The sequence below is a fragment of the Actinomadura roseirufa genome (assembly GCF_900659635.1).
GTDB lineage: Bacteria > Actinomycetota > Actinomycetes > Streptosporangiales > Streptosporangiaceae > Spirillospora > Spirillospora roseirufa.
Window position 1 is genome coordinate 20,745 of sequence record NZ_CAACVB010000048.1, and the last position, 19,230, is coordinate 39,974.

Below are 19,230 nucleotides of genomic sequence, written 5' to 3' on the forward strand. Positions count from 1 at the left end.
CGGCACCTCCGGAGGCTGCCCCCGGGCCGAACACCCGAGCCGGTCCGTCAACGGTGGGCGCGGAAGAACTCCACGAGATCCGCCGCGAGCAGTGCGGGTTCCTCATGGGCCGCGAAATGCCCGCCCCGCGGCATGCGCGTGTACCTGGTGACGTTGTAGGTGCGCTCGGCCCAGCTCCGGGGCGGCCGCCCGAGGTCGGCGGGGAACAGGGCGACGGCCGTGGGCACGTCCACCCGCTCGACCCGCCTCGTCAGCCCGCCGCCGTACTCGAAGTAGGGACGGAACGAGGTCGAGATGCACTCGGTGAACCAGTAGAGCGACGCCTGTGTCAGGACGAAGTCGTCGCCGAACCGGGACGACAGGTCTCCCCCGCAGTCGCTCCACGCGCGGTACTTCTCCACGAGCCACGCGAGCAGCCCCACCGGCGAGTCGGCCAGCCCGTAGCTCAAGGTCAGCGGCCGGGTGCTCTGCTCGTGCTGGTATCCGCCCTCCTCCGCCGTCCACGCCGCGACGGCGTCGAGGTACTCCCGCTCTTCGGCGGTGACACTGGCGGCGTCATAGGAGACCGGCGACGCGACGGACAGCACGTGAATGCCGGCCAGCGCCTCGGGATGGGCCTCGGCGAGGCGGGCGGTGATCCCGGCCCCGAGGTCGCTCCCGTGAGCCGCGTACCGGCGAAAGCCCAGTTCGTCGCGCATGAGCCGATGCCAGAGTTCGTGCGTCGGCGTTGCGAGCGAGGGCCGCTGCGGCGAGAGCGTGAACCCGGGCAGCGACGGGACGACCACCGTGAACGCGTCGGCCGCGTCGCCCCCGAACCGGGAGGGCGCGGCCAGCCGCTCGGCGAGGCCGGTCAGCTCCAGGAAGGAACTCGGCCACCCGTTCGTCAGCACGATCGGCAGCGCGCCGGGCCGCTCGCCCTCGTAACGCAGGTAGTGGACGGGAGTCCCGTCGATGTCGGCGAGATGGGACGGAAGAGCGTTGATCGCGGCCTCGTGGACGCGCCAGTCATAGTCGGTGGCCCAATGGTGGACGAGACGCCGCAACTCGCCGGTGTCGGTGCCGGCCTCCCATGCCCCGACGGGCAGCGGGGTCGGCCACCGGGTGCGCGACAGACGCGTTCGCAACTCCTCCACCTCGGCGTCCGGCACGGTCAGCAGGGATGCGGTGCGGGCCATTCACCCTCCTCCTACTCGAATACGCGCCGGCACCGCGAGGTACCCCCAGGCCGGACGCCTCGTCCCACAGTGTCCTCGTCCCGTCCGACATTCCGCCGCGCCACCTGCCGGCGGGCCGTCCTGCTCGGGCTCGTGGAGAGGTTGATAGCCGGCCAGGGCCGACCTTGGCACTTTCCTCCACTTGCCCGGTCCGCCGGCTCTTCGCACCATTCGAGAAAGTCGACATTCCGGGGGGCCGACCCACAGGAGGTCCTGTGAGACTCCGCTTTTCCGCCGCCGCCGCGTGCTGCGCGGTCGTTCTGGCCGCCCTCACCGGAACCGCCTCCGCGTCTCCGGGCCGGGCGCCGGCACCACCCGGGGGCGAGGGCGGACGGCCCGTCTACGCGAGCGACGGGGTCCGCTGCGCGATCGGCTTCAACGTCCGGAAGAACGGCTCCCACTATTTCCTCACCGCGGGCGACTGCGCGAAAGTGGGGATGAGGCTGTTCGCCGATCCGGCCCTGACCACCCAGCTCGGCAGCGTCGTCGCGGTCACGAACGGCGCCAGCGCGCTCGTCCGCTACGTCGCCCCCACTGTGGAGAGGCCCGGCAGCGTGTACACCTACCCCGGGTCGCAGGACATCACGACGGCGGACCGACCGGTCGTCGGCCAGCGCGTCTGCCGCAGCGGCCCCCTCACCGGCCTGCGCTGCGGCACCGTGACGGCCCTCAACCAGACCGTGCGCCTCCCGCAGGGGACGATCAGCGGGCTGGTGAGGACGAACATCTGCATCGAGCCCCGCGAACTCGCGGGGGCACCCTACTTCGCCGGCGTCACCGCGATCGGGCTGGAGATCGGCCTCCCGTGCAGCGGCAGCGGGCCCTCCTACTTCCAGCCGGTCAGCCCGGTCCTGGCCACCTTCAGCATCGAGGTGTACTGACCCCCGCCCAACCCGCTGAGGCCCCTGCTCGGGGCCTCAGCCTCGGGACCGCCCCGCACCTCACCCCGACCCACAGCCCGTACCGCGCGTCGGCCGTCGCCCCGGCCCGGAGGGCAACACCAGAGCACCCCGGGCACCCCGCGCCGCCACCCCTCTGAGACGACCTCATCGACTCGGCCGCCCCTGCCCGTGATCCTCGACCAGGGCCCCGGACCGCCGGGACACCGAGCACGGGCCCGCGTCATGTGCTCCTCGGCCGCCACGCAAGCACGGAGATAACTCGACGTGACCTCCGTGCGGTCAGGGACGGGCGGCTCTACGCGGAGGTCAGCGCACGCAGTTCCCGCGCGGCCGGGCGATCCCGCTGCTCGACCGGGACGGCGCGCCACACCGTCTTCCCGGTCTCCATGATCATGTGGCTTCGCTGAGCGAGCGGGAGAGCGTCAAGGATCTCGACCGCCTCCCCGGCGCCGCGATCGGTCCCGCCGTTGACCACGGTGCACAGGGCCGACTGAAGCTGAACCTGAGTCGTGTACGGGTGATCGGCGGTGCGGTCCAGAACGGCCAGGGAGTCGTCCACTGCGACCTGGACGCGGCTTTCGTCCCCTGCGGCGGCGGAGATTATGAGGCGGGCGAATTGGAGCTGGCCGCCTGTCCAATAGTCCCGCATGATGTCACATTGGACGCTGGCAGCGGAAAGAAGATCCTCGCAGGTGTGGAGCGCATGCTTGGCCTCTCCATGTCGCCCGAGAGCACTTAAAGCCTTTCCCTCCGAGCATTTTAGTAGCGCTCTCCCAAGTGAAGGACCGGCACCAGCGATGGCCTGGGAAATCTGGACAAGGTGAAGTACTGCGGCAGGGCTCCGCTGCCCATACCGCGCATGCCCTGTTTCGGTGGCGCGCACACCGAGCCGCAATTCAAGATCACCGGTTGTGTCGGCGGCGGCCTTGGCGGTGCGCCACCAGCGGATGGCGGACCCATGTTCTCCGAGTCGGGTCAACACGTTGGCGTGCAGGGTCGCGAGTGCGGCTTGAACTCGCTGTAGTTCGATGCGCTCCCGGGCATCGGCGGTCTTGAGTTCTCGGTCGAGCGCCAGGAGGTCGATCACCAGTTCGCGGCGAACCTCTCCGGGCGGGCGGGTACGGACCGCGTACAGATGATCGTCACAGGTCAGATGCCAGTCATCGAGGTCCCTGGGGGCGGCCGCCAGAGCAAGATCGACCAGACGCCCCAGCGGCTCGGCGCCGAGCGTCCCCGCACTCATCCCCACAGTGGCGAGGCGTAGCAGCGAGCGACGCTCCATCTCGTCGTCCCCCTCATAGGGAGTTGGACTCCGAACCACGGTACCGCCCGGTTTGCCGTTTTGGGGTTTCGGTCTGAGAGCGAGGAGTGATCCGTCCGCCCCCAGGGCCTCGTCCAGGCGTGCCGCCATCTCCTCTGACGGCATGTAGATCCCGCGGCGGACCCTCGATACGTATCCGTCGTCGCAGGGGACGAGCTTGCCCAGTTTCCGCTGGCTGAGGCCGCGTTCCTCCAGGAGTTGACCCAGTTTTTCACCGAAGGTCATTGTCTCACCCGTTTCGCTCCGGGGTGCCTGTTTTGTGGTGCCGTTGGGCCGGGATTCGGCGTGCAACGGCTTCCACGCTAGACGGAACGCATTCGGGCTGGAGGCATAAGCCTTTCATCGGACTCGAAGACGGCCGCGGCCGGTGGGGCTTCTCGGGTTCCGGAAACCGGCGCGGGGGGCGTCAGTCTGCTTTCGGCTGGGTGCGCCGGGCGTAGGCGCGGGCGGCGCGGGCTCGGTCGCCGCAGCGGGTGGAGCACCACTGGCGGCGCCCGTGGCGCAGCAGGTAGCGCCTACAGGGGGCGGAATCGCAGCCCGTCAGGCGGTCGGCGTCGGGACCGGTGAGGAGGTCGGCGGCATTGGCCGAGAGCGTCGCGAGAGCACGGTCGAGGATCTCGTTGGTGGGGCACGGCGCCATGCGGTAGGGGCCGTCCTTCTCGTCCCAGTACAGCAGGGCGGCCGAGGGAGCCCTGCTCAGCGCGTCGTTGACGGCCGACAGCGCGGCGGGCAGGGCGGGCAGCCCGGCGACGCGGGCCGCGAACAACACCGTGAGATGTTCGCGCAGGGAGCGCAGCTGCGCCGCGCACATCTCCTGCACCCCGGCGTCGGCCGGTGCGAGGCCGTGTCCGGTGAGCCACCGATTCGCGTCCTCGGGGGTCCCGAGGAAATCGATGAAGTGCCCTCCGGGCAGCGCGATGGCGCTGTTGACGAAGTCGAGGGCGAGGTACTCCTCCGCCCCCGGAGCGGGCGGTGGCACGGATTCGGCGGAGGCGGTCTCGCTCATACCTGTCATGGTACGGCTTGCACTCATCCGTGAGACACCGCTACCGTGATTCACGGATGATCCGAATCTATCCGTGAGGTTTCGATGACCGACACCAGGACCGCCGAGCAGCTGCCCATCCGCGTCTTCGGCGGCCCGACCGCCTTCTTCGACTACGGTGGCCTGCGATTCCTGACCGACCCGACCTTCGACGAGCCCCGCGACTACCAGGTGCCGCGCGGCACGTTGACCAAGACCGCTCCGGCCTCCGCCACACCGGCCGACCTCGGCCGTATCGACGTGGTCCTCCTCTCCCACGACGAGCACCCCGACAACCTCGACGAGTCCGGCCGGGCGCTGCTCGCCGACGTCCCGCTGACGCTGACCACGCCGGGGGGCGGGCAGCGCCTGGGGACGGGGGCCAGAGGGCTGGCCGACTGGGAGTCGATCGAGCTGGACCGTCCCGGCGGCGGCACGGTCACCGTGACGGGCGTGCCCGCCCTCCACGGACCCGGTGCGCGCGAGGAGGTCGAAGCGCTCACCGGCCAGGTCGTCGGATTCGTCCTGACCGGGGAGGGCCTGCCCACGGTCTACGTCAGCGGCGACAACGCCTCGCTCGACGCGGTCAAGGAGATCGCCGAACGGTTCGGCCCGGTCGACACCGCCGTCCTGTTCGCCGGTGCCCCCCGCTTCCCCATCCTCTTCGACGGCGCGCCGATCGTCCTCGACAGCGTGCAGGCCGCCGAAGCCGCCCGGGTCCTCGGTGCCCGCCGGGTGGTTCCGGTCCACTACGACAGCTGGGCGCACTTCACCGAGGGCCACGACGACCTTGTCGCCGCCTTCACCGACGCCGGGCTGCTGGACCGCCTGGACCTGAACGCCCGAGACTGACCGCACGTCCGGCGGCGGCCGGACGGCCCGCGGCACAGTCCTCGCCAACGCCCGGCGCACCATCACCCCCGACCGGCCCGAGGCCGCCGCCGACCAGGCTGCCGGGACACTGGTCGCACTTTCACCGCCGCCGGGCAGCTGAACGCCTGGCCCTGAACGCCCAGGACTGACCGCACGGCCAGCCGGGGCCGACCGACGCCCCGGCGGCCGGACGGCCTACGGCACAGTCCTCGCCAACGCTCAGTGCACCACCGTCCCCGACCGGCCGAGGCCGCCGCCGACCAGGATGCCGGGAGACTGGGCGCCGCCTTCACCGCCGCCGGTCAGCTGAACGCCTGGACCTGAACGCCCGGAACTGACCGCACGTCCGGCCGGGGCCCGAACGTCCGCCGATGCCCCGGCGGCCCCGGACGGCCCACGGCACGGTTCTCACCGAAGTACCCCGTCACCCCGCCCGGTCCGGGGGCGCCACCGACCGGGAGGAACCGCAGCGCCCGCGCTCCTCCCGGCACGGCGGGCCACGGCCGCGCTTTCTCTCGACCTGCCGGGCCCTCCAGCGGGGCCGTCACCAGGTCACCCCCATCGAAGGAACTCCCCTGTGACGACCGACGTGCCCGCTCGGATCGAAGATTTCCCGCAGTCACGGGCACAGCGCCGTGTCCTGAGGGTGCTGGTCAGCGCTCAGGTTCTCAGCGGCGCCGGGCTGGCGGCGGGGGTGACCGTCGGTGCCCTGCTCGCACAGGACATGCTCGGCTCCACCAGCCTCGCCGGTCTGCTCAGTGCCCTGTCCATCACCGGTTCCGCGCTGGCGGCCTTCGCGGTCGGGCGCATCTCCCAGGCGCGCGGCCGTCGTCCCGGTCTCGCCTCCGGGTACCTGGCCGGTGCCATCGGCAGTGCGGGCGTCATCGCCGCCGCCGTCGCCGGCAGCCCCGTGCTGCTGTTCGCCGCGATGTTCGTCTACGGCGCCGGGACGTCCACGAACCTGCTGGCCCGCTACGCCGGCGCCGACCTGGCGGCTCCCGAGTACCGCGCCCGCGCCGTGTCCAGGGTGCTGGTCGCCACCACCCTGGGCGGCGTGGCCGGGCCAAGTCTCGCCGCACCCACCGGCGACCTGGCCCACGTCCTCGGCATCCCCCACCTGGCCGGGCTGTTCATGCTCTCGGGCGCCGCGTATGCGACAGCCGCATTGGTTCTGCTCATCTGGCTGCGTCCCGACCCGCTGCTACTGGCTCGCACCCTGGAGGCGGAGCGTGCCGCCACGGCGTTGGCGGGTCCGGATGATGCCGAGCGCGGTGAGGGACCAACGGTCGAATGGCGACGTTCCGATGTCCTGGTGGGCACCTTCGTCATGGCCGTGACCCAGTTGGTCATGGTCGCGATCATGACGATGACGCCGGTCAACATGCACGACCACGGCCACGGTGACGCCGCGTCCGGCCTCGTCATCGCGATCCACATCGGGGCGATGTACCTGCCCGCGCCCCTCTCCGGACGGCTCGTCGACCTGTACGGCCGACTCAGGGTCGCCACCGCCGCCGCGCTGGTCCTGCTGGCCGCCGGCATCGGCGCCGCAAGCGCCCCCAGCGATTCCGCCGTCGCGTACACGGGAGCCCTCACGTTGCTGGGCGTGGGCTGGAGTCTCGGCCTGGTCAGCGGCACGGCCATCATCACCGACGCCATCCCGCCGGCCACCCGTGCCAGGGCCCAGGGCTGGATCGACGTCGTCATCGCCATCGCGGGCGCCACCGGCGGTATGGCCTCAGGCTTGGTCGTCACAGCCGCGGGCTACCCCGTCCTGGCCGTCAGCGGCGGCCTCCTCGCCCTGGCCATCATCCCGGCGGTCATCATCGCGGCCCGAAGCCGCGAAGCGTCGAACTCCGGCACAGCAACGAGCCGCTCGGTTGGGGCCCGCTGACCACGGCCTCCAAGAAAGGGTCCTCAACGCTCACACGAGGACGATTCGCGCTCGCCGAGCCGGGTGCCGTGCATGTAGCGCGAACGGCCACCGCCGCACGGGCCCCAGTACCGGGTTCGAGATGCCCCGATGGTGACGACAATGCCCAGCGCGGAGAAGCCCGCCAACAACGCGACGGGCTCCGTGCGATCAGGGCGGGCGGCTCTATGCGGAGGTCAGCACACGCAACTCCCGGACGGCCGGACGATCCCGTTGATCGATCGGGACGGCGCGCAGCACCGTCTTTCCGGTCTGCATGATCATGTGGCTTCGTTGCGCGGGCGGGAGAGCGTCAAGGATCTCGACCGCCTCCCCGGCGCCGCGATCGGTCCCGCCGTTGACCACGGTGCACAGGGCCCGGTGAAGGTGGACCATCGGCACGTACTGACCGTCTACGATTCTGGCCAGGTTGTGTTCAGCGGCCTGGTTCGCCTTGGGCTCGTCCCCCATCGCGGCGTATACCTGAAGTTCGACCCAGTCCGACTGGAAGTCGTTCCAGTACCCCGCCATGATCCCGTGAGTTGCCGGAGCGGTCTCCGCGCTGCCACGAAATGCGTCGAGCGCGCACCGTGCCTCGGAATGCCTGCCCAATTGTGTAAGTGCCTTGGCTGTGGTGTACGTGAGCAGGGCCTTACGAGGACTGCGGCCCGCGATGCGTTGTGCCTGTGTGGCGAGCCGAAGGACAGTTGCCGGCTCTCGCTGACCAAAGAGCCCGTGGCCTGCCTCTGTGACGCGCACACCGATCCGCAAATCGAGATCATTGGTCGTGTCGGCGGCGGCCTTGGCGGTGCGCCACCAGCGGATGGCGAGCCCGTGCTCCCCGAGTCGGGTCAACACGTTGGCGTGCAGCGTCGCGAGTGCGGCTTGAACCCGCTGCAGTTCGATACGCCCTTGGGCATCGGCGGACTTGAGTTCTCGGTCGAGCGCCAGGAGGTCGATCACCAGTTCGCGGCGAACCTCCACGGGCGGACGGGTACGGACCGCGTACAGATGATCGTCACAGGCCAGATGCCAGTCATCAAGGTCCCGGGGAGCAGCCGTCAGAGCGACATCGACCATACGCCCCAGCGGCTCGGCCCCGAGTGTCCCCGCGCCCATCCCCAAAGTGGCGAGGCGTAGCAGTGCGCGACGCTCCATTTCGTCGTCCCCCTCGTAGGGAGTTGGACTCCGATCCACGGTACCGCCCGGTTTGCCGGGTTGGGGTTTCGGTCTGAGGGCGGCGAGTGATCCGTTCGCGTCAAGTACTTCGTCCAGGCGCGCCGCCATCTCCGCGGACGGCATGTAGAGCCCGCGCCGGAGCCTGGATAGGTGTCCGTCGTGGCAGGGGACGAGCTTGGCCAGTTTCCGCTGGCTGATGCCGCGTTCTTCGAGGAGTTGACCCAGTTTTTCACCGAAGGTCATTTTCTCACCCGTTTCGCTCCGGGTTGCCTGTTTTGTAATGCCGTTGGGCCGGGATTCAGCGTGCAGCGACTTCCACGCTAGACGGAACGCGTTCAGGGTGGAGGTGTAAGCGCGTAATAGGACTCGAAGACGGTCCCAGCCGGTGCCGCGACAACAGGGATTCGGAGACCGGGCCGGAGAAAGATCCGGTTACGAACCAGGTTGGCCGGGACGGCGACAACGGTCCTCAGCCGTCGCGCGAGCGCGCTACCTGAGCGGCGGGGCGACGCCGGAGGCGAGCCCCGCCGGGAAGATCGCGAAGCGATTCGCGCTCGCACAAGGACGGTCAGGGGGGCGAGCCGCTAGGCGAGCCCTCCTGGGCCGGGCTTCATTAGCAACGCCCCCAGGACTCGGCCGGCTCGGTCGGGGTCGGCGGGTTCGCCGGTGATGGTGGGCAGGTAGTGGAAGGACTCGGTGACCCTTAGGACGGTGTAGGCGAGGTCGTCCAGGGGGATCGGGCTCTCGACGCGGCCTTCGCGGATGTCGTCGGCGACCTTTTCTCGGACCAGGTCCAGGAGTCTTGGCTGGAAGCCGTGGGCGGACAGGGTCAGCAGGCGCATCGCCAGGTCGTTCTCCTGTTCCAGGAATCTGCGGGCGCCCGGCTGGTCCCAGATCGCCTTCAGCAGGCGGACCATGAGTTTCGGCACGCGCGGCCCAGGCTCGGCCGACAGGCGTTGCCACTCGTCCTGGAAGGTCTGCTCGGTCAGTGACCAGATCACCTCGACCAGCAGTTGCTCGCGCGTCCCGACCCAGCGGTAGAGGGTCACGCGGCTGACGCCCAGTTCGGCGGCGAGGGAGCGCAGGTCGATCCGCCGTCCGGCCAGGAAGTCGGCGCGGGCGCGCTTGAAGGCGTCCAGGGCGGTGGGCTTGCGCGTCCGGCCGGCCAGCTGACGTTGTAGAGGGGTCTGTTCCACATGTGCAACATATCCAAGGAGCGTTGCATCTTGACAGCTGACCGGGGCGCGTCCCAGTGTATGTAACACCTTCGTTCAGTGTTACATAGGAGCAACGAAATGGGAGATGTGTTGCATATCGCGCAGGGCGGCCTGCGCGGGCGGGAGGACGGCGGGATCACCGCCTACCTGGGCGTTCCCTACGCCAGGGCGCCGTTCGGGCCGCTCCGGTTCGCGGCCCCCGAGCCCGCCGGGCCGTGGGACGGCGTCCGCGACGCGACCGAGTTCGGGCCGACGGCGCCCAAGGACGACTACATCCCGATGTACGTCCCGCTGTTCCCCGAGGTCACCATCGAGGGGGACGACTGCCTCAACCTCAACATCTGGACGCCGGGCGGGGACGGCCTGCCGGTGCTGGTGTGGATCCACGGCGGGGCGTTCACCAACGGCTCCAACTCCGTCCCCGAGTACGACGGCACGGCGTTCGCGCGGGACGGGGTCGTCTTCGTCGGCGTCAACTACCGTCTCGGCGGCGAGGGGTTCGCCTACCTGGAGGGAGCGCCCGCCAACCGGGGGCTGCTCGACCAGATCGCCGCGCTCCGCTGGGTCCGGGAGAACATCGCCGCGTTCGGCGGCGACCCGGAGCAGGTGACCGTCGCCGGTGAGTCGGCCGGGGCCTGGTGTGTGCAGACGCTCCTGGCGATGCCGCAGGCCAAGGGGCTCTTCCAGCGGGCCATCGCGCAGAGCGGCGGCGCCCAGCACGTCCTGACGCCGGAGGCGGGCCGGCTGGTCGCGGCGGACCTGGCCGCGCGCCTGGGCGTCCCGCCCACCCGCGACGCGTTCGCCGAGCTGCCGCCCGCGGCGGTGGCGGCGGCCGTCCGGGCGGTCGTCGAGGAGGTGCAGATGGCACCCGACCCAGCCAAATGGGGTGAGCTGGCGCTGTCCGCCCAGCCGTTCGCGCCGACCGTGGACGGCGAGGTCCTGCGCGTCCCGCCGCTGGGGGCCTCCGACCCGGACGTCCCGCTGCTCACCGGGACCACCGCCGAGGAGGCCCGGCTGATCCTCGTCGCGTCCGGGGCGATCGGCGTGATCGACGAGGCGACGCTGCGCGCGTCGGCGGCCGCGTACGGGCTCGACGCCGACCCGGCGATCGCGGTGTACCGGGCGAGCCGCCCGGACGCGCGGCCCGGCGACCTCCTGTCGGCGATCGTCTCCGACTGGTACTTCCGCATCCCGGCCGTCCGGTCCGCCGAGGCCAGGGGCCGCAACACGTGGCTCTACCGGTTCGAGTGGGCGTCGCCGTCGCTCGGCTCTGGCCACGGCGTGGACGTCCCGTTCGCGTTCGATACGCTCGGCGCGCCCGGCGTCGGACCGCGGCTCGGCGAGGATCCGCCGCAGGACGTCGCCGACGTCTTCCACTCCGTGTGGGTCGGGTTCGCGACGACCGGCGACCCCGGCTGGGGCCCCTACGATTCAGACACCCGGACGGTCGGCCTGATCGGCGACGTCATCACCCCCGCCGCCGACCCCGCCGGGTCCGAGCGCGTCCTGTGGGAGGGCCGCCGATGAGCACCGTCCGGTACGAGACGCCGCTACCGAAGATCGCCCGGATCGTCCTGGACCGTGCCGAGCGCCGCAACGCCCAGGACACCGAGCTGCTGTACGCCCTCAACGACGCCTTCGACCGCGCCGCCCACGACGAGGACGTCGCGGTGATCGTGCTCGCGGCCGAGGGCCCGCACTTCTCGTCCGGCCACGACCTGCGCGAGGAGAACGCCCTCGCCGCGCTGCACGACCACCGGACGGTCGGTACCGCCACCGGTTTCACCCGGGAGGGCGCGGAAGGTCTCATGGCCCGCGAGGAGGAGGTGTTCCTCGGGTTCTCCGAGCGCTGGCGCAACATCCCCAAGCCGACCATCGCCGAGGTGCAGGGCAAGGTCATCTCCGGTGGGCTGATGCTCGTCTGGCCGTGCGACCTCATCGTCGCCGCCGAGGACGCCGAGTTCATCGACAACGTCGTCGCGATGGGGGTGAACGCCGTCGAGTTCTTCAACCACCCGTACGAGTTCGGCGTCCGCAAGGCGAAGGAGCTGCTGTTCACCTCCGGGGCGCTCACCGCCCGCGAGGCCGAGCGCATCGGCATGGTGAACCGGGTCGTGCCCCGGGACCGGCTCACCGAGGCCACCCTGGAGCTGGCGGCCCGCATCGCCGAGCAGCCCCCTTTCGCGCTGAAGCTCGCCAAGCAGTCGGTCAACGCGGCGCAGGACGCGCAGGGACGGCCGGACGCGATGCGGAACGCGTTCGCGCTGCACCAGCTCGCGCACAGCCACAACGCGCAGGTCCACGGTGTGATCGTCGAGCCCGGCTTCCTGCGGCGGTTCTCCCGTGGGTGACCTCGTCCCGCTCGGCCGGATCCTCACCGACCTCGCGCTCGCCGCCCCGGACCGGCCCATCGTGACCTGCGGGGACGAGACCGTGACCCGGGCCGGCCTGGAGGCCCGGGCCAACCGGCTGGCCCGGACCTACCGGGCCCGGGGCGTCGGCCTCGGCGACTTCGTCACGGTCGGAATGCCCAACGGCATCGGGTTCTACGCGGTGGTGTTCGCGCTGTGGAAGCTCGGGGCCGTCCCGCAGCTGATCTCCCCGAAGCTGCCCGACGCGGAGCGGGCGGCGATCCTCGAACTCGCCGAACCCGTCCTGGTGGTCACCGCCGAGGAGCCCGACCTCTCCCTCAGCGACGCCTATGTCGAGCCGCGCGTCGGGCCGTCCTGGAAGGCGCCCACCTCGGGCGGCAGCACCGGACGGCCCAAGCTGATCGTCTCCGGCCAGCGCGGCGAGCTGGACCCGCTTGCGACCGGGACCGTGCTCGGCCAGCGGGACGGCGGCGTCCAGCTCGTGACCGGCCCGCTGTACCACGCCGCCCCGTTCAACTTCTCGATGTACGGCCTGTTCATGGGTCAGCACCTCATCGTCCTGGAGAGGTTCCACCCGGTGGCCGCGCTGGAGGCCGTCCAGCGGCACCGCGTCGACTGGATGGCCCTCGTCCCGACGATGATGCTGCGGATCCTGCGCGAGCTGGAGAAGGGCGACCCGTGGGACCTCGGCTCCCTCGAACAGGTCTGGCACGGCGCCGCCCCCTGCGCGGAGTGGCTGAAGGAGGCGTGGTTCGACCTGCTGGGCCCGGAGAACGTCCACGAGATGTACGCCACCACCGAGGCGCAGATGATGACCCACATCGACGGCCGCGAATGGCTGGCGCACCGCGGCTCGGTCGGCCGCCCGCTCTGGGGCGAGGTGACGATCCTCGGGCCGGACCTGGCCGAGCTGCCCGCGGGCGAGACCGGCGAGGTCTACGTGCGGCCCGACCCGGGCGCACCGCCGTCCTACCGGTACATCGGCGCCGAGCCCCGGCGCGCCGGGGCCTGGGAGTCGATGGGCGACCTCGGGCGGCTGGACGCCGACGGCTACCTCTACCTCAGCGACCGCCGCACCGACCTCATCGTCACCGGCGGCGCCAACGTCTACCCCGCCGAGGTCGAGGCGGCCCTGAGCGAGCACCCGGCCGTCCTCGGCTGCGCCGTCATCGGGCTGCCGGACGAGGACCTCGGCCGCCGGGTGCACGCCCTCGTCCAGCCCGCGGGCCCTGTCACCGAGGACGACCTGCGCGTCTTCCTCGCGGACCGGCTCGTCCGCTACAAGATCCCCCGCACGTTCCGCTTCACCGGCGACCCGCTCCGCGACGACGCCGGGAAGCTGCGCCGCGCGGACCTGCTGGAGCGGGAGCTCTCCCGCTGACGATCACCCCGCGCGACGCTCAGGCGGGGCCGGAGCGCAGTTCCGGAACGTACAGGTCCAGGGTGCGCGTCATCTGGCGCAGCAGGGCACGGAGTTCGTCCTGCTGCGCCTGGGTGAGCCCGGCCACGGCGCGGTCCTCGACGTCCTTGGCCGCCTCCTGGGCACGTTCCACCAGCGCGAGCCCCTCTTCGGTGATCCGCACCTCCAGGATCCGGCCGTGGGTGGGGTGCGGGGTGCGGACGACCAGTTCCCGTTCCACCAGCGACGCGATCGCGGCGGACATCGACTGCGCGGTGACCCCGGCCCGGTGGCCGAGCTCGGCCCCGGACAGTCCGCCCGGATGCTCCAGGCCCAGCTGGGCCAGCGCGGCGAACTGCGCGTGGTTGAGCGAGAAGCGGCGGAGCGTGCGCTCCAGCTGCTGGGACAGGGCGTTGCTGACCATCCGCATCATGTAGGGCAGCCGCTGTCCGTAGTCCCTGACCATGCCCGTCATCCCTTTGCCCGTCGCCCTTACGCCCGCCGGCGTCACCGTAGCATGTCTTACGCAACTTATCAGTTACCTGATATGTTGCCTGACATATAACCCATCATTGAGGAGATCGCCATGTCGCTGCGGATGCTCTCGCCCGCCGAGGCCGCCGTGCTGCTGATCGACCACCAGACCGGAACCATGAGCTGGGTCGGGTCGGCCGACCGCGCGGTGATGAAGGCCAACGCCCTCGCCCTCGCCAAGGCGGCCAAGGCGCTGGGCATGCCCCTCGTCCTCACCTCGTCCATGGAGGACCGGATCCAGGGGCCGCTGGCCAAGGAGTTCGAGGAGATCGCCCCGGAGGAGTTCACCGGGCGGATCCGGCGCACCGGCGTCGTCAACGCCATGGACGACCTGGACTTCGCCGCCGCGGTCGCCGCGACCGGGCGGCGCACGCTGATCGTCGCGGGCGTCACCAACGACGTGTGCACCGTGTGGCCCACGCTCACCGCGCTCAAGGAGGGCTACACCGTGCACGTGGTCGCCGACGCGGGCGGCTCCACCGGCAAGCTCGCCGACGACATCGCATTGCGTCAGATGGAGGCGGCGGGCGCCGTCCTCACCTCGACGAACATGCTGCTCACCGGGCTCGCGCGAACGTGGACCAGCCCCGAGGGCCAGGCGCTCATCCCGATCGTCGGCGAGCTCATCCCGGCCTGAGCCGCCCGTCCAGAGGCTCAGCGGCAGGGACCTGCGGCGCGGACGGGCGCCGCAGGTCCCCCGGCCGGGTGGGACGCCCTCACATCTCCAGCCCGGCCGGGTTCATCAGGGGGCGCACCTCGACGCCGCCGGACTCCTCGCCGGGCTCGTCGCCGGCGATGAGCGCGGCCAGCTCGACGGCGCGCTCCAGCGACTCGCAGTCCAGCAGGTACTGCTCCGCGAGATGCCCGGGGGCCGGCCGGCGCGGCCCCCGTACCACCGCCGTGACGCCGTCGCGGACCCGGACGACGACGCTGTGCGACGGGTCGGCGAGCACGTGTCCGCCGATCAGCTCCCCGGCCTCATGGGCCGCCGCGAGGAACCTCCGGTGGTCGCCGTCCGCGCCGCGCGGGGCCGCCCGGTCCCGGTAGAGGTTCAGCACGAACTTCATCGTCCTAGCCCTGGAAGAGCACCCGGCGCACCTCGATGCCCAGGCCCTCCACCCCCGCGTCGGGGATGAGCGCGGCCAGTTCCACGGCCCGGTCCTTGTCCTTGCAGTCGACCAGGTAGTAGCCGCCGAGGAACTCCTCGGTCTTCAGGTAGGGGCCGTCGGTGACCGCCGCGACGCCTTCCCGGACGCTGACGACGACGCTCTCGGACCGGTCGGCCAGCGCCACCGTGCCGAGCATCTCGCCGGACTCCTTGATCGTCTCCATGAAGGCGCCGTGGCCGCTCATGACCTCGTTGCGCTTCTCCTCGGTGAGGGCGTCCCAGACGGCGGGGTCGCTGTGCATGATCAGCATGAACTTCACGGTGTCTCCTCCGGTACCGGATCGCGCCGGGCGGCGCGCTTCACCCAGTGATCGGAACCGGCGGCGCGGTCTCGACATCCGCTCGACACCGAATCAGAAGAACATCGCAAGAACGTCGCCTCCGCTCCGACCTTCTACCGGAGGGCGCTCTCAGCCGGGCGTCCCGGACAGTCCGACCACCCATGGAGGACAGAATGGGCGACCTGCCCCGCATCGGCATCACCCTGCAGAACTTCGGGCCGTACGCCGGGCCCGACGCGATCGTCACCGTGGCCCAGGCGAGCGAGCGGCTCGGCTTCCACTCCCTCTCGGTCAGCGACCGGCTGCTGATCCCCGTCGGCCCCCAGTGGACCAACGACGCCGGGGTACCGGAGTGGCACGTCTGGGACTGTGTGGAGGTGCTGACCTGGGCGGCCGCGCACACCCGGCGGATCCGCCTGGCCACCGGCGTCCTCAACACGATCTTCCAGCCGCCCGCCGTCGCGGCGCGCCGGCTGGCCACGCTCGACCAGCTGTCCCAGGGCAGGCTGGACGTCGGGATCGGGCAGGGCGGCGGCACCCGGCTGCCCCCGTACTACATCCCCGAGGAGTTCACCGCGGCCGGAATTCCCACCGGCCGCCGCGGCGCGGGCTTCGTGGAGCATGTGGCCGCGATGCGCGCGTGCTGGGGCCCCGACCCCGTCGAGTTCCACGGCGAGCACTATGAGATTCCGCCGTCCAAGGTGGGGCCCAAGCCGTGGGGGGACGGCATCCCGCTGCGCTTCGGCGCGATCGCCCGTTCCACCATCGAGCGGGCCGCCCGCATCGGGGACGGCTTCGTCACCACCGCCGTGAACTGGGACGACACCCGCGACCAGATCCGCTGGTACCGGGAGGCCGGAGGCTCGGGGACCGTCGTCGTCAACGCGTTCGCGGTCATGCCCGGCGGCGAGGTCTCACCGGCACGGTTCACCGAGGGCGCGCTGTCCGCGCTCGACAGGGCGGGGGACCTCGGCGGCGACGAGGTGCACCTCGTGACGTCCCTGCTGGGTCTCGACCCGCAGGGCCAGGTGGATCTGCTGGAGGCGCTGGCGGACAGGCTCAGTCTCCCGACCCCCTGATATCCGCCTCGGGGACCGGAGCGGGCCGCCGCGGTGGCGGTCCGCTCCGGTCCGGGTGCTCAGCCCGCCCGGGTCACGGCCTTGGCCATGAGGACCCCCGCGAGGATGACGGCCCCATAGACGATCTGGAGGGCGGCGCCGCCGAGGCCCCACAGGGGCAGGAGCGCGCCCAGCAGCGTGATGACGATCGCGCCCGCCGTCGTCCCCCAGGAGGTCCCCCGGCCGCCGAGGACGGAGGCGCCCCCGATCGCCACGGCGGCGATGGGCGTGAACAGGTACGGCGCCCCCATGGCCAGGTAGGACTGTTCGAGATAGCCGCTCATGAGCATCCCGGTGAGGACGGCGATCATCGCGGACGCGGCGTAGGTGGCGATGACGACCCTGCCCGTCCGGATCCCGGCAAGGTGCGCGACCTGGGGATTGGCCCCGGTCGCGTAGAGCCGCCGCCCGGACGGCGTCCGTTTCAGGAAGACGCCCATGGCCACGGCGGCGGCCAGCCAGCAGAGCGTGACCACCGGCACGAAGCCGAGCCGCGCCGACGCCAGCTCGACCATCGGGCGGGGCGCGGTGCCCGCCGCCGCGCCGCCCCGTCCGGCCAGTCCGACCAGCAGCCCTTGGACGAGCCCGCCGACGCCCAGGGTCATCACGATCGGGGGGATGCCGAGCCGGGTCACCCCGGCGCCGTTGACGCAGCCGGCCAGGGCCCCGGCGAGGACGAGACCGGCCGCGACGAGGACGGGCGGCGCCCCGCCGGGACCGGCGAACTGCGACATCCCGATCCCGCCGAGGGTGATCATCCAGGGCAGCGACAGGTCGATGCCGCCGCCCAGGACGACCAGCGTCTGTCCCAGCCCCGCCAGGCCGACGAACGTGGCGATGAGCAGGAGCGTGTGCAGGTTGTCCAGGGAGATGAACCCGTGCGCGCGCAGCGCCCCCACCACGAGGAGCACGGCGGCGAACGTCCAGGAGCCCACCAGGGCCCGGTCCGTGCCGGTCATACGGCCCGTGCCCGCCGTGGGGCGTCGTGCCAGGAGCCGTCCGGCCTTCATGATGTTCCCCTCTCACGCGAGCCGGTCACCGAACGAGCGCCCACCGCAACCAGGAGCAGCAGCGCCGAGGTGAGCTGGGTGACGTGCGGCGGGAGGTTGAGGGCGGCCACGATGTCGGAGAGGAAGGTGAGGCAGAAGGCCCCGGCGACCGTCAGCATCACGCCGCCCCGGCCGCCCGCCAGCGCCGTCCCGCCGACGACGAGCGCCGTGATCGACGGCAGGAGGTAGCCGTCGCCGAGGGTCGGGTCGCCGCCCTGCGTCGTCGCGGCGAGGTACACCCCCGCCAGGGTGGCCAGCAGGCCGCTCAGGGCGTAGGCCGCGACGCGGACGCGCTTCACCGGCACGCCGCTGAGCGCCGCGCGGTCCTCGTCGCTGCCGGTGGCGTACAGCCAGAGCCCGAACCGCGACCGTTTGAGGGCGAGCCAGGAGAGCGCGAGCAGGCCGAGGATCACGAAGGACGCGGGCACGCCCGCCACCGTGGACGACACCGCGGTGGCGAGGGCCGGGGGGACCTCGCCGCCTGGCTCGGCGAGGATCGCCAGCGCCAGCCCCTTGTAGATCGCCCATGTCCCGAGCGTCGCCACGAGCGGCTCGATACGGCAGCAGGCCACGAGCACCCCGTTGACGGCACCGAGCAGCAGCCCGGCGAGCGCGATGAGGACGAGCCGCGCGCCCCAGTCGCCGCCGGTGCCCAGCCACGTCGCGGTGAGCGTGTTGCCGATCACCAGGGTCCCGCTGACCGACAGGTCCAGGCCCTTGGACAGCACGACGAGGGTCTGCGCGTACCCCACGAGCACCACGGTGAGGGCGACCTGCACCTCCTGGCCCGCGTAGCCGGCCGACAGCAGCGACGGCTGGAGGGCGACGTCGACCACGGCGAGCAGGACGAGCAGCCCGAGCGTCCCGAGGTCGCGGGGCGCCGCGCGGCGCGTCCGGCGGCGCGGGAGGGCCGCCCGCGCGGCGGCGAGCGCGGTCACGACGCGCTCCCGGCGGCCGGACCCCGGTCGCCGCCCGCCGTCACGGCGAGGGCGAGGACGCTCTCCTCGGTGATCTCGGGGCCGGTGACCTCCCCGACGATGGAGCCGCCCGACATGACCAGCACCCGGTCGGCGAACTCGGCGTACTCGGCGATGTCGCTGGAGTAGAAAAGGATCGACGTCCCGTTGGCGGTGATCGTGCTGAGGACGTCGAGGATCTCGGCGCGGGTCGCGACGTCCACTCCCCGGGTGCCGTCATACAGCAGCAACAGGCTCGGCTTCGTCATCAGCACGCGAGCCAGCAGGGCCCGCTGCTGGTTGCCGCCGGACAGCCCGGCGACCGGTTCGCCGAACCGGTCGTGCGGCAGCCCCAGCTCGGCTCCGATCTCCCCGGCGGCCCGCCGCTCCGCCGCCGCGTCCAGCAGCCCGCGCCGCCGGAACCCGCGCAGCGACGACAGCGACACGTTCCGGGTCACCGGCCACGACATGATCAGCCCGTCCACCTGCCGGTCGGACGGCACGAGCGCCACGCCCGCCCGCAGCGCCGCGGCGGGTCCGCGCGCGGTGTGGCGCCGCCCGCGCAGCGTGACGTCGCCGCGCCAGGGACGGCTCCCGGCGAGGGCCATGACGACCGCGCGCTGCCCGTGGCCCTCCAGCCCGGCCAGCCCGACGATCGTCCACCCGCGGTCGGCGCCCTTGACCTCGCCGACCGGGCTGATGATCGCGGCG

The 19,230-nt window shown here is 71.7% G+C and carries 19 protein-coding genes; 8 read left to right on the forward strand and 11 right to left on the reverse strand.

The window, feature by feature from the left end; genetic code table 11:
• Positions 1 to 47: 47 nt before the first annotated feature.
• Positions 48 to 1,175: an epoxide hydrolase family protein gene (locus tag E1291_RS13475; RefSeq protein ID WP_207400718.1), complete on the reverse strand. Its 1,128-nt coding sequence runs from the start codon at positions 1,173 to 1,175 to the stop codon at positions 48 to 50.
• Between the two features lie 254 nt (positions 1,176 to 1,429).
• Here E1291_RS13475 and E1291_RS13480 point away from each other — a divergent pair, with 254 nt between their 5' ends.
• Positions 1,430 to 2,095 (forward strand): S1 family peptidase, encoded by a 666-nt coding sequence (locus E1291_RS13480; protein ID WP_131738119.1) that lies wholly within the window; start codon positions 1,430 to 1,432, stop codon positions 2,093 to 2,095.
• 316 nt (positions 2,096 to 2,411) lie between these two features.
• On the opposite strand, the gene E1291_RS13485 is transcribed toward E1291_RS13480, so the two are convergent.
• Both E1291_RS13485 and E1291_RS13490 read right to left on the reverse strand, forming a co-directional pair.
• On the reverse strand, positions 2,412 to 3,728 hold the full coding sequence (locus E1291_RS13485) for a helix-turn-helix domain-containing protein (protein WP_131738120.1): 1,317 nt from the start codon (positions 3,726 to 3,728) through the stop codon (positions 2,412 to 2,414).
• A 115-nt stretch (positions 3,729 to 3,843) separates the two neighbouring features.
• Complete coding sequence (locus E1291_RS13490) at positions 3,844 to 4,443, reverse strand: CGNR zinc finger domain-containing protein (protein WP_131738121.1); 600 nt, start codon at positions 4,441 to 4,443, stop codon at positions 3,844 to 3,846.
• Between the two features lie 84 nt (positions 4,444 to 4,527).
• Between E1291_RS13490 and E1291_RS13495 the strand changes: the two genes are divergently transcribed.
• Both E1291_RS13495 and E1291_RS13500 read left to right on the forward strand, forming a co-directional pair.
• Entirely contained in the window at positions 4,528 to 5,313 is a 786-nt protein-coding gene (locus tag E1291_RS13495; RefSeq protein ID WP_131738122.1) for an MBL fold metallo-hydrolase, read from the forward strand.
• Positions 5,314 to 5,911: 598 nt separating this feature from the next.
• Entirely contained in the window at positions 5,912 to 7,228 is a 1,317-nt protein-coding gene (locus E1291_RS13500) for an MFS transporter (RefSeq protein WP_242614125.1), read from the forward strand.
• A gap of 204 nt (positions 7,229 to 7,432) precedes the next feature.
• Here the strand turns inward: E1291_RS13500 and E1291_RS13505 are convergent, their stop codons facing one another.
• On the reverse strand, positions 7,433 to 8,668 hold the full coding sequence (locus tag E1291_RS13505) for a helix-turn-helix domain-containing protein (protein WP_131738123.1): 1,236 nt from the start codon (positions 8,666 to 8,668) through the stop codon (positions 7,433 to 7,435).
• Positions 8,669 to 9,009: 341 nt separating this feature from the next.
• On the reverse strand, positions 9,010 to 9,621 hold the full coding sequence (locus tag E1291_RS13510; protein ID WP_131738124.1) for a QsdR family transcriptional regulator: 612 nt from the start codon (positions 9,619 to 9,621) through the stop codon (positions 9,010 to 9,012).
• A gap of 99 nt (positions 9,622 to 9,720) precedes the next feature.
• On the opposite strand from E1291_RS13510, the gene E1291_RS13515 reads away from it, so the two are divergent.
• From E1291_RS13515 to E1291_RS13525, 3 genes are read left to right on the forward strand one after another with little or no spacing between them, the layout of a single operon-like run.
• Positions 9,721 to 11,169: a carboxylesterase/lipase family protein gene (locus E1291_RS13515; protein WP_131738125.1), complete on the forward strand. Its 1,449-nt coding sequence runs from the start codon at positions 9,721 to 9,723 to the stop codon at positions 11,167 to 11,169.
• Positions 11,166 to 11,993: an enoyl-CoA hydratase gene (locus E1291_RS13520; RefSeq protein WP_131738126.1), complete on the forward strand. Its 828-nt coding sequence runs from the start codon at positions 11,166 to 11,168 to the stop codon at positions 11,991 to 11,993. The genes E1291_RS13515 and E1291_RS13520 overlap by 4 nt, the downstream gene beginning before the upstream one ends.
• The gene (locus E1291_RS13525) at positions 11,986 to 13,395 is read left to right on the forward strand and encodes an AMP-binding protein (protein ID WP_131738127.1); all 1,410 of its coding nucleotides are present in this window, start codon (positions 11,986 to 11,988) and stop codon (positions 13,393 to 13,395) included. The genes E1291_RS13520 and E1291_RS13525 overlap by 8 nt, the downstream gene beginning before the upstream one ends.
• Positions 13,396 to 13,414: 19 nt before the next feature.
• Here E1291_RS13525 and E1291_RS13530 read toward each other — a convergent pair whose 3' ends face one another.
• Positions 13,415 to 13,879 (reverse strand): MarR family winged helix-turn-helix transcriptional regulator, encoded by a 465-nt coding sequence (locus tag E1291_RS13530; protein WP_165495098.1) that lies wholly within the window; start codon positions 13,877 to 13,879, stop codon positions 13,415 to 13,417.
• 120 nt (positions 13,880 to 13,999) lie between these two features.
• Here E1291_RS13530 and E1291_RS13535 point away from each other — a divergent pair, with 120 nt between their 5' ends.
• A complete protein-coding gene (locus tag E1291_RS13535) occupies positions 14,000 to 14,584 on the forward strand; it encodes an isochorismatase family protein (RefSeq protein WP_131738129.1) in 585 nt (194 codons plus the stop codon).
• 79 nt (positions 14,585 to 14,663) lie between these two features.
• Here E1291_RS13535 and E1291_RS13540 read toward each other — a convergent pair whose 3' ends face one another.
• Positions 14,664 to 15,014: a YciI family protein gene (locus E1291_RS13540; protein ID WP_131738130.1), complete on the reverse strand. Its 351-nt coding sequence runs from the start codon at positions 15,012 to 15,014 to the stop codon at positions 14,664 to 14,666.
• Positions 15,015 to 15,018: 4 nt separating this feature from the next.
• Entirely contained in the window at positions 15,019 to 15,366 is a 348-nt protein-coding gene (locus tag E1291_RS13545) for a YciI family protein (RefSeq protein ID WP_242614127.1), read from the reverse strand.
• A gap of 203 nt (positions 15,367 to 15,569) precedes the next feature.
• Here E1291_RS13545 and E1291_RS13550 point away from each other — a divergent pair, with 203 nt between their 5' ends.
• Positions 15,570 to 16,475, forward strand: a complete 906-nt coding sequence (locus E1291_RS13550) for an LLM class flavin-dependent oxidoreductase (RefSeq protein ID WP_131738132.1) — start codon at positions 15,570 to 15,572, stop codon at positions 16,473 to 16,475.
• 59 nt (positions 16,476 to 16,534) lie between these two features.
• Here the strand turns inward: E1291_RS13550 and E1291_RS13555 are convergent, their stop codons facing one another.
• The 3 genes from E1291_RS13555 to E1291_RS13565 all read right to left on the reverse strand — a co-directional run.
• Positions 16,535 to 17,524, reverse strand: coding sequence for an ABC transporter permease (locus tag E1291_RS13555; protein ID WP_131738133.1), 990 nt, complete (start codon positions 17,522 to 17,524; stop codon positions 16,535 to 16,537).
• Entirely contained in the window at positions 17,521 to 18,501 is a 981-nt protein-coding gene (locus E1291_RS13560; RefSeq protein ID WP_131738134.1) for an ABC transporter permease, read from the reverse strand. The genes E1291_RS13555 and E1291_RS13560 overlap by 4 nt, the downstream gene beginning before the upstream one ends.
• Positions 18,498 to 19,230: ATP-binding cassette domain-containing protein (locus E1291_RS13565; RefSeq protein WP_131738135.1), on the reverse strand; the 733-nt coding region annotated here is incomplete at its 5' end. The genes E1291_RS13565 and E1291_RS13560, both read right to left, overlap by 4 nt.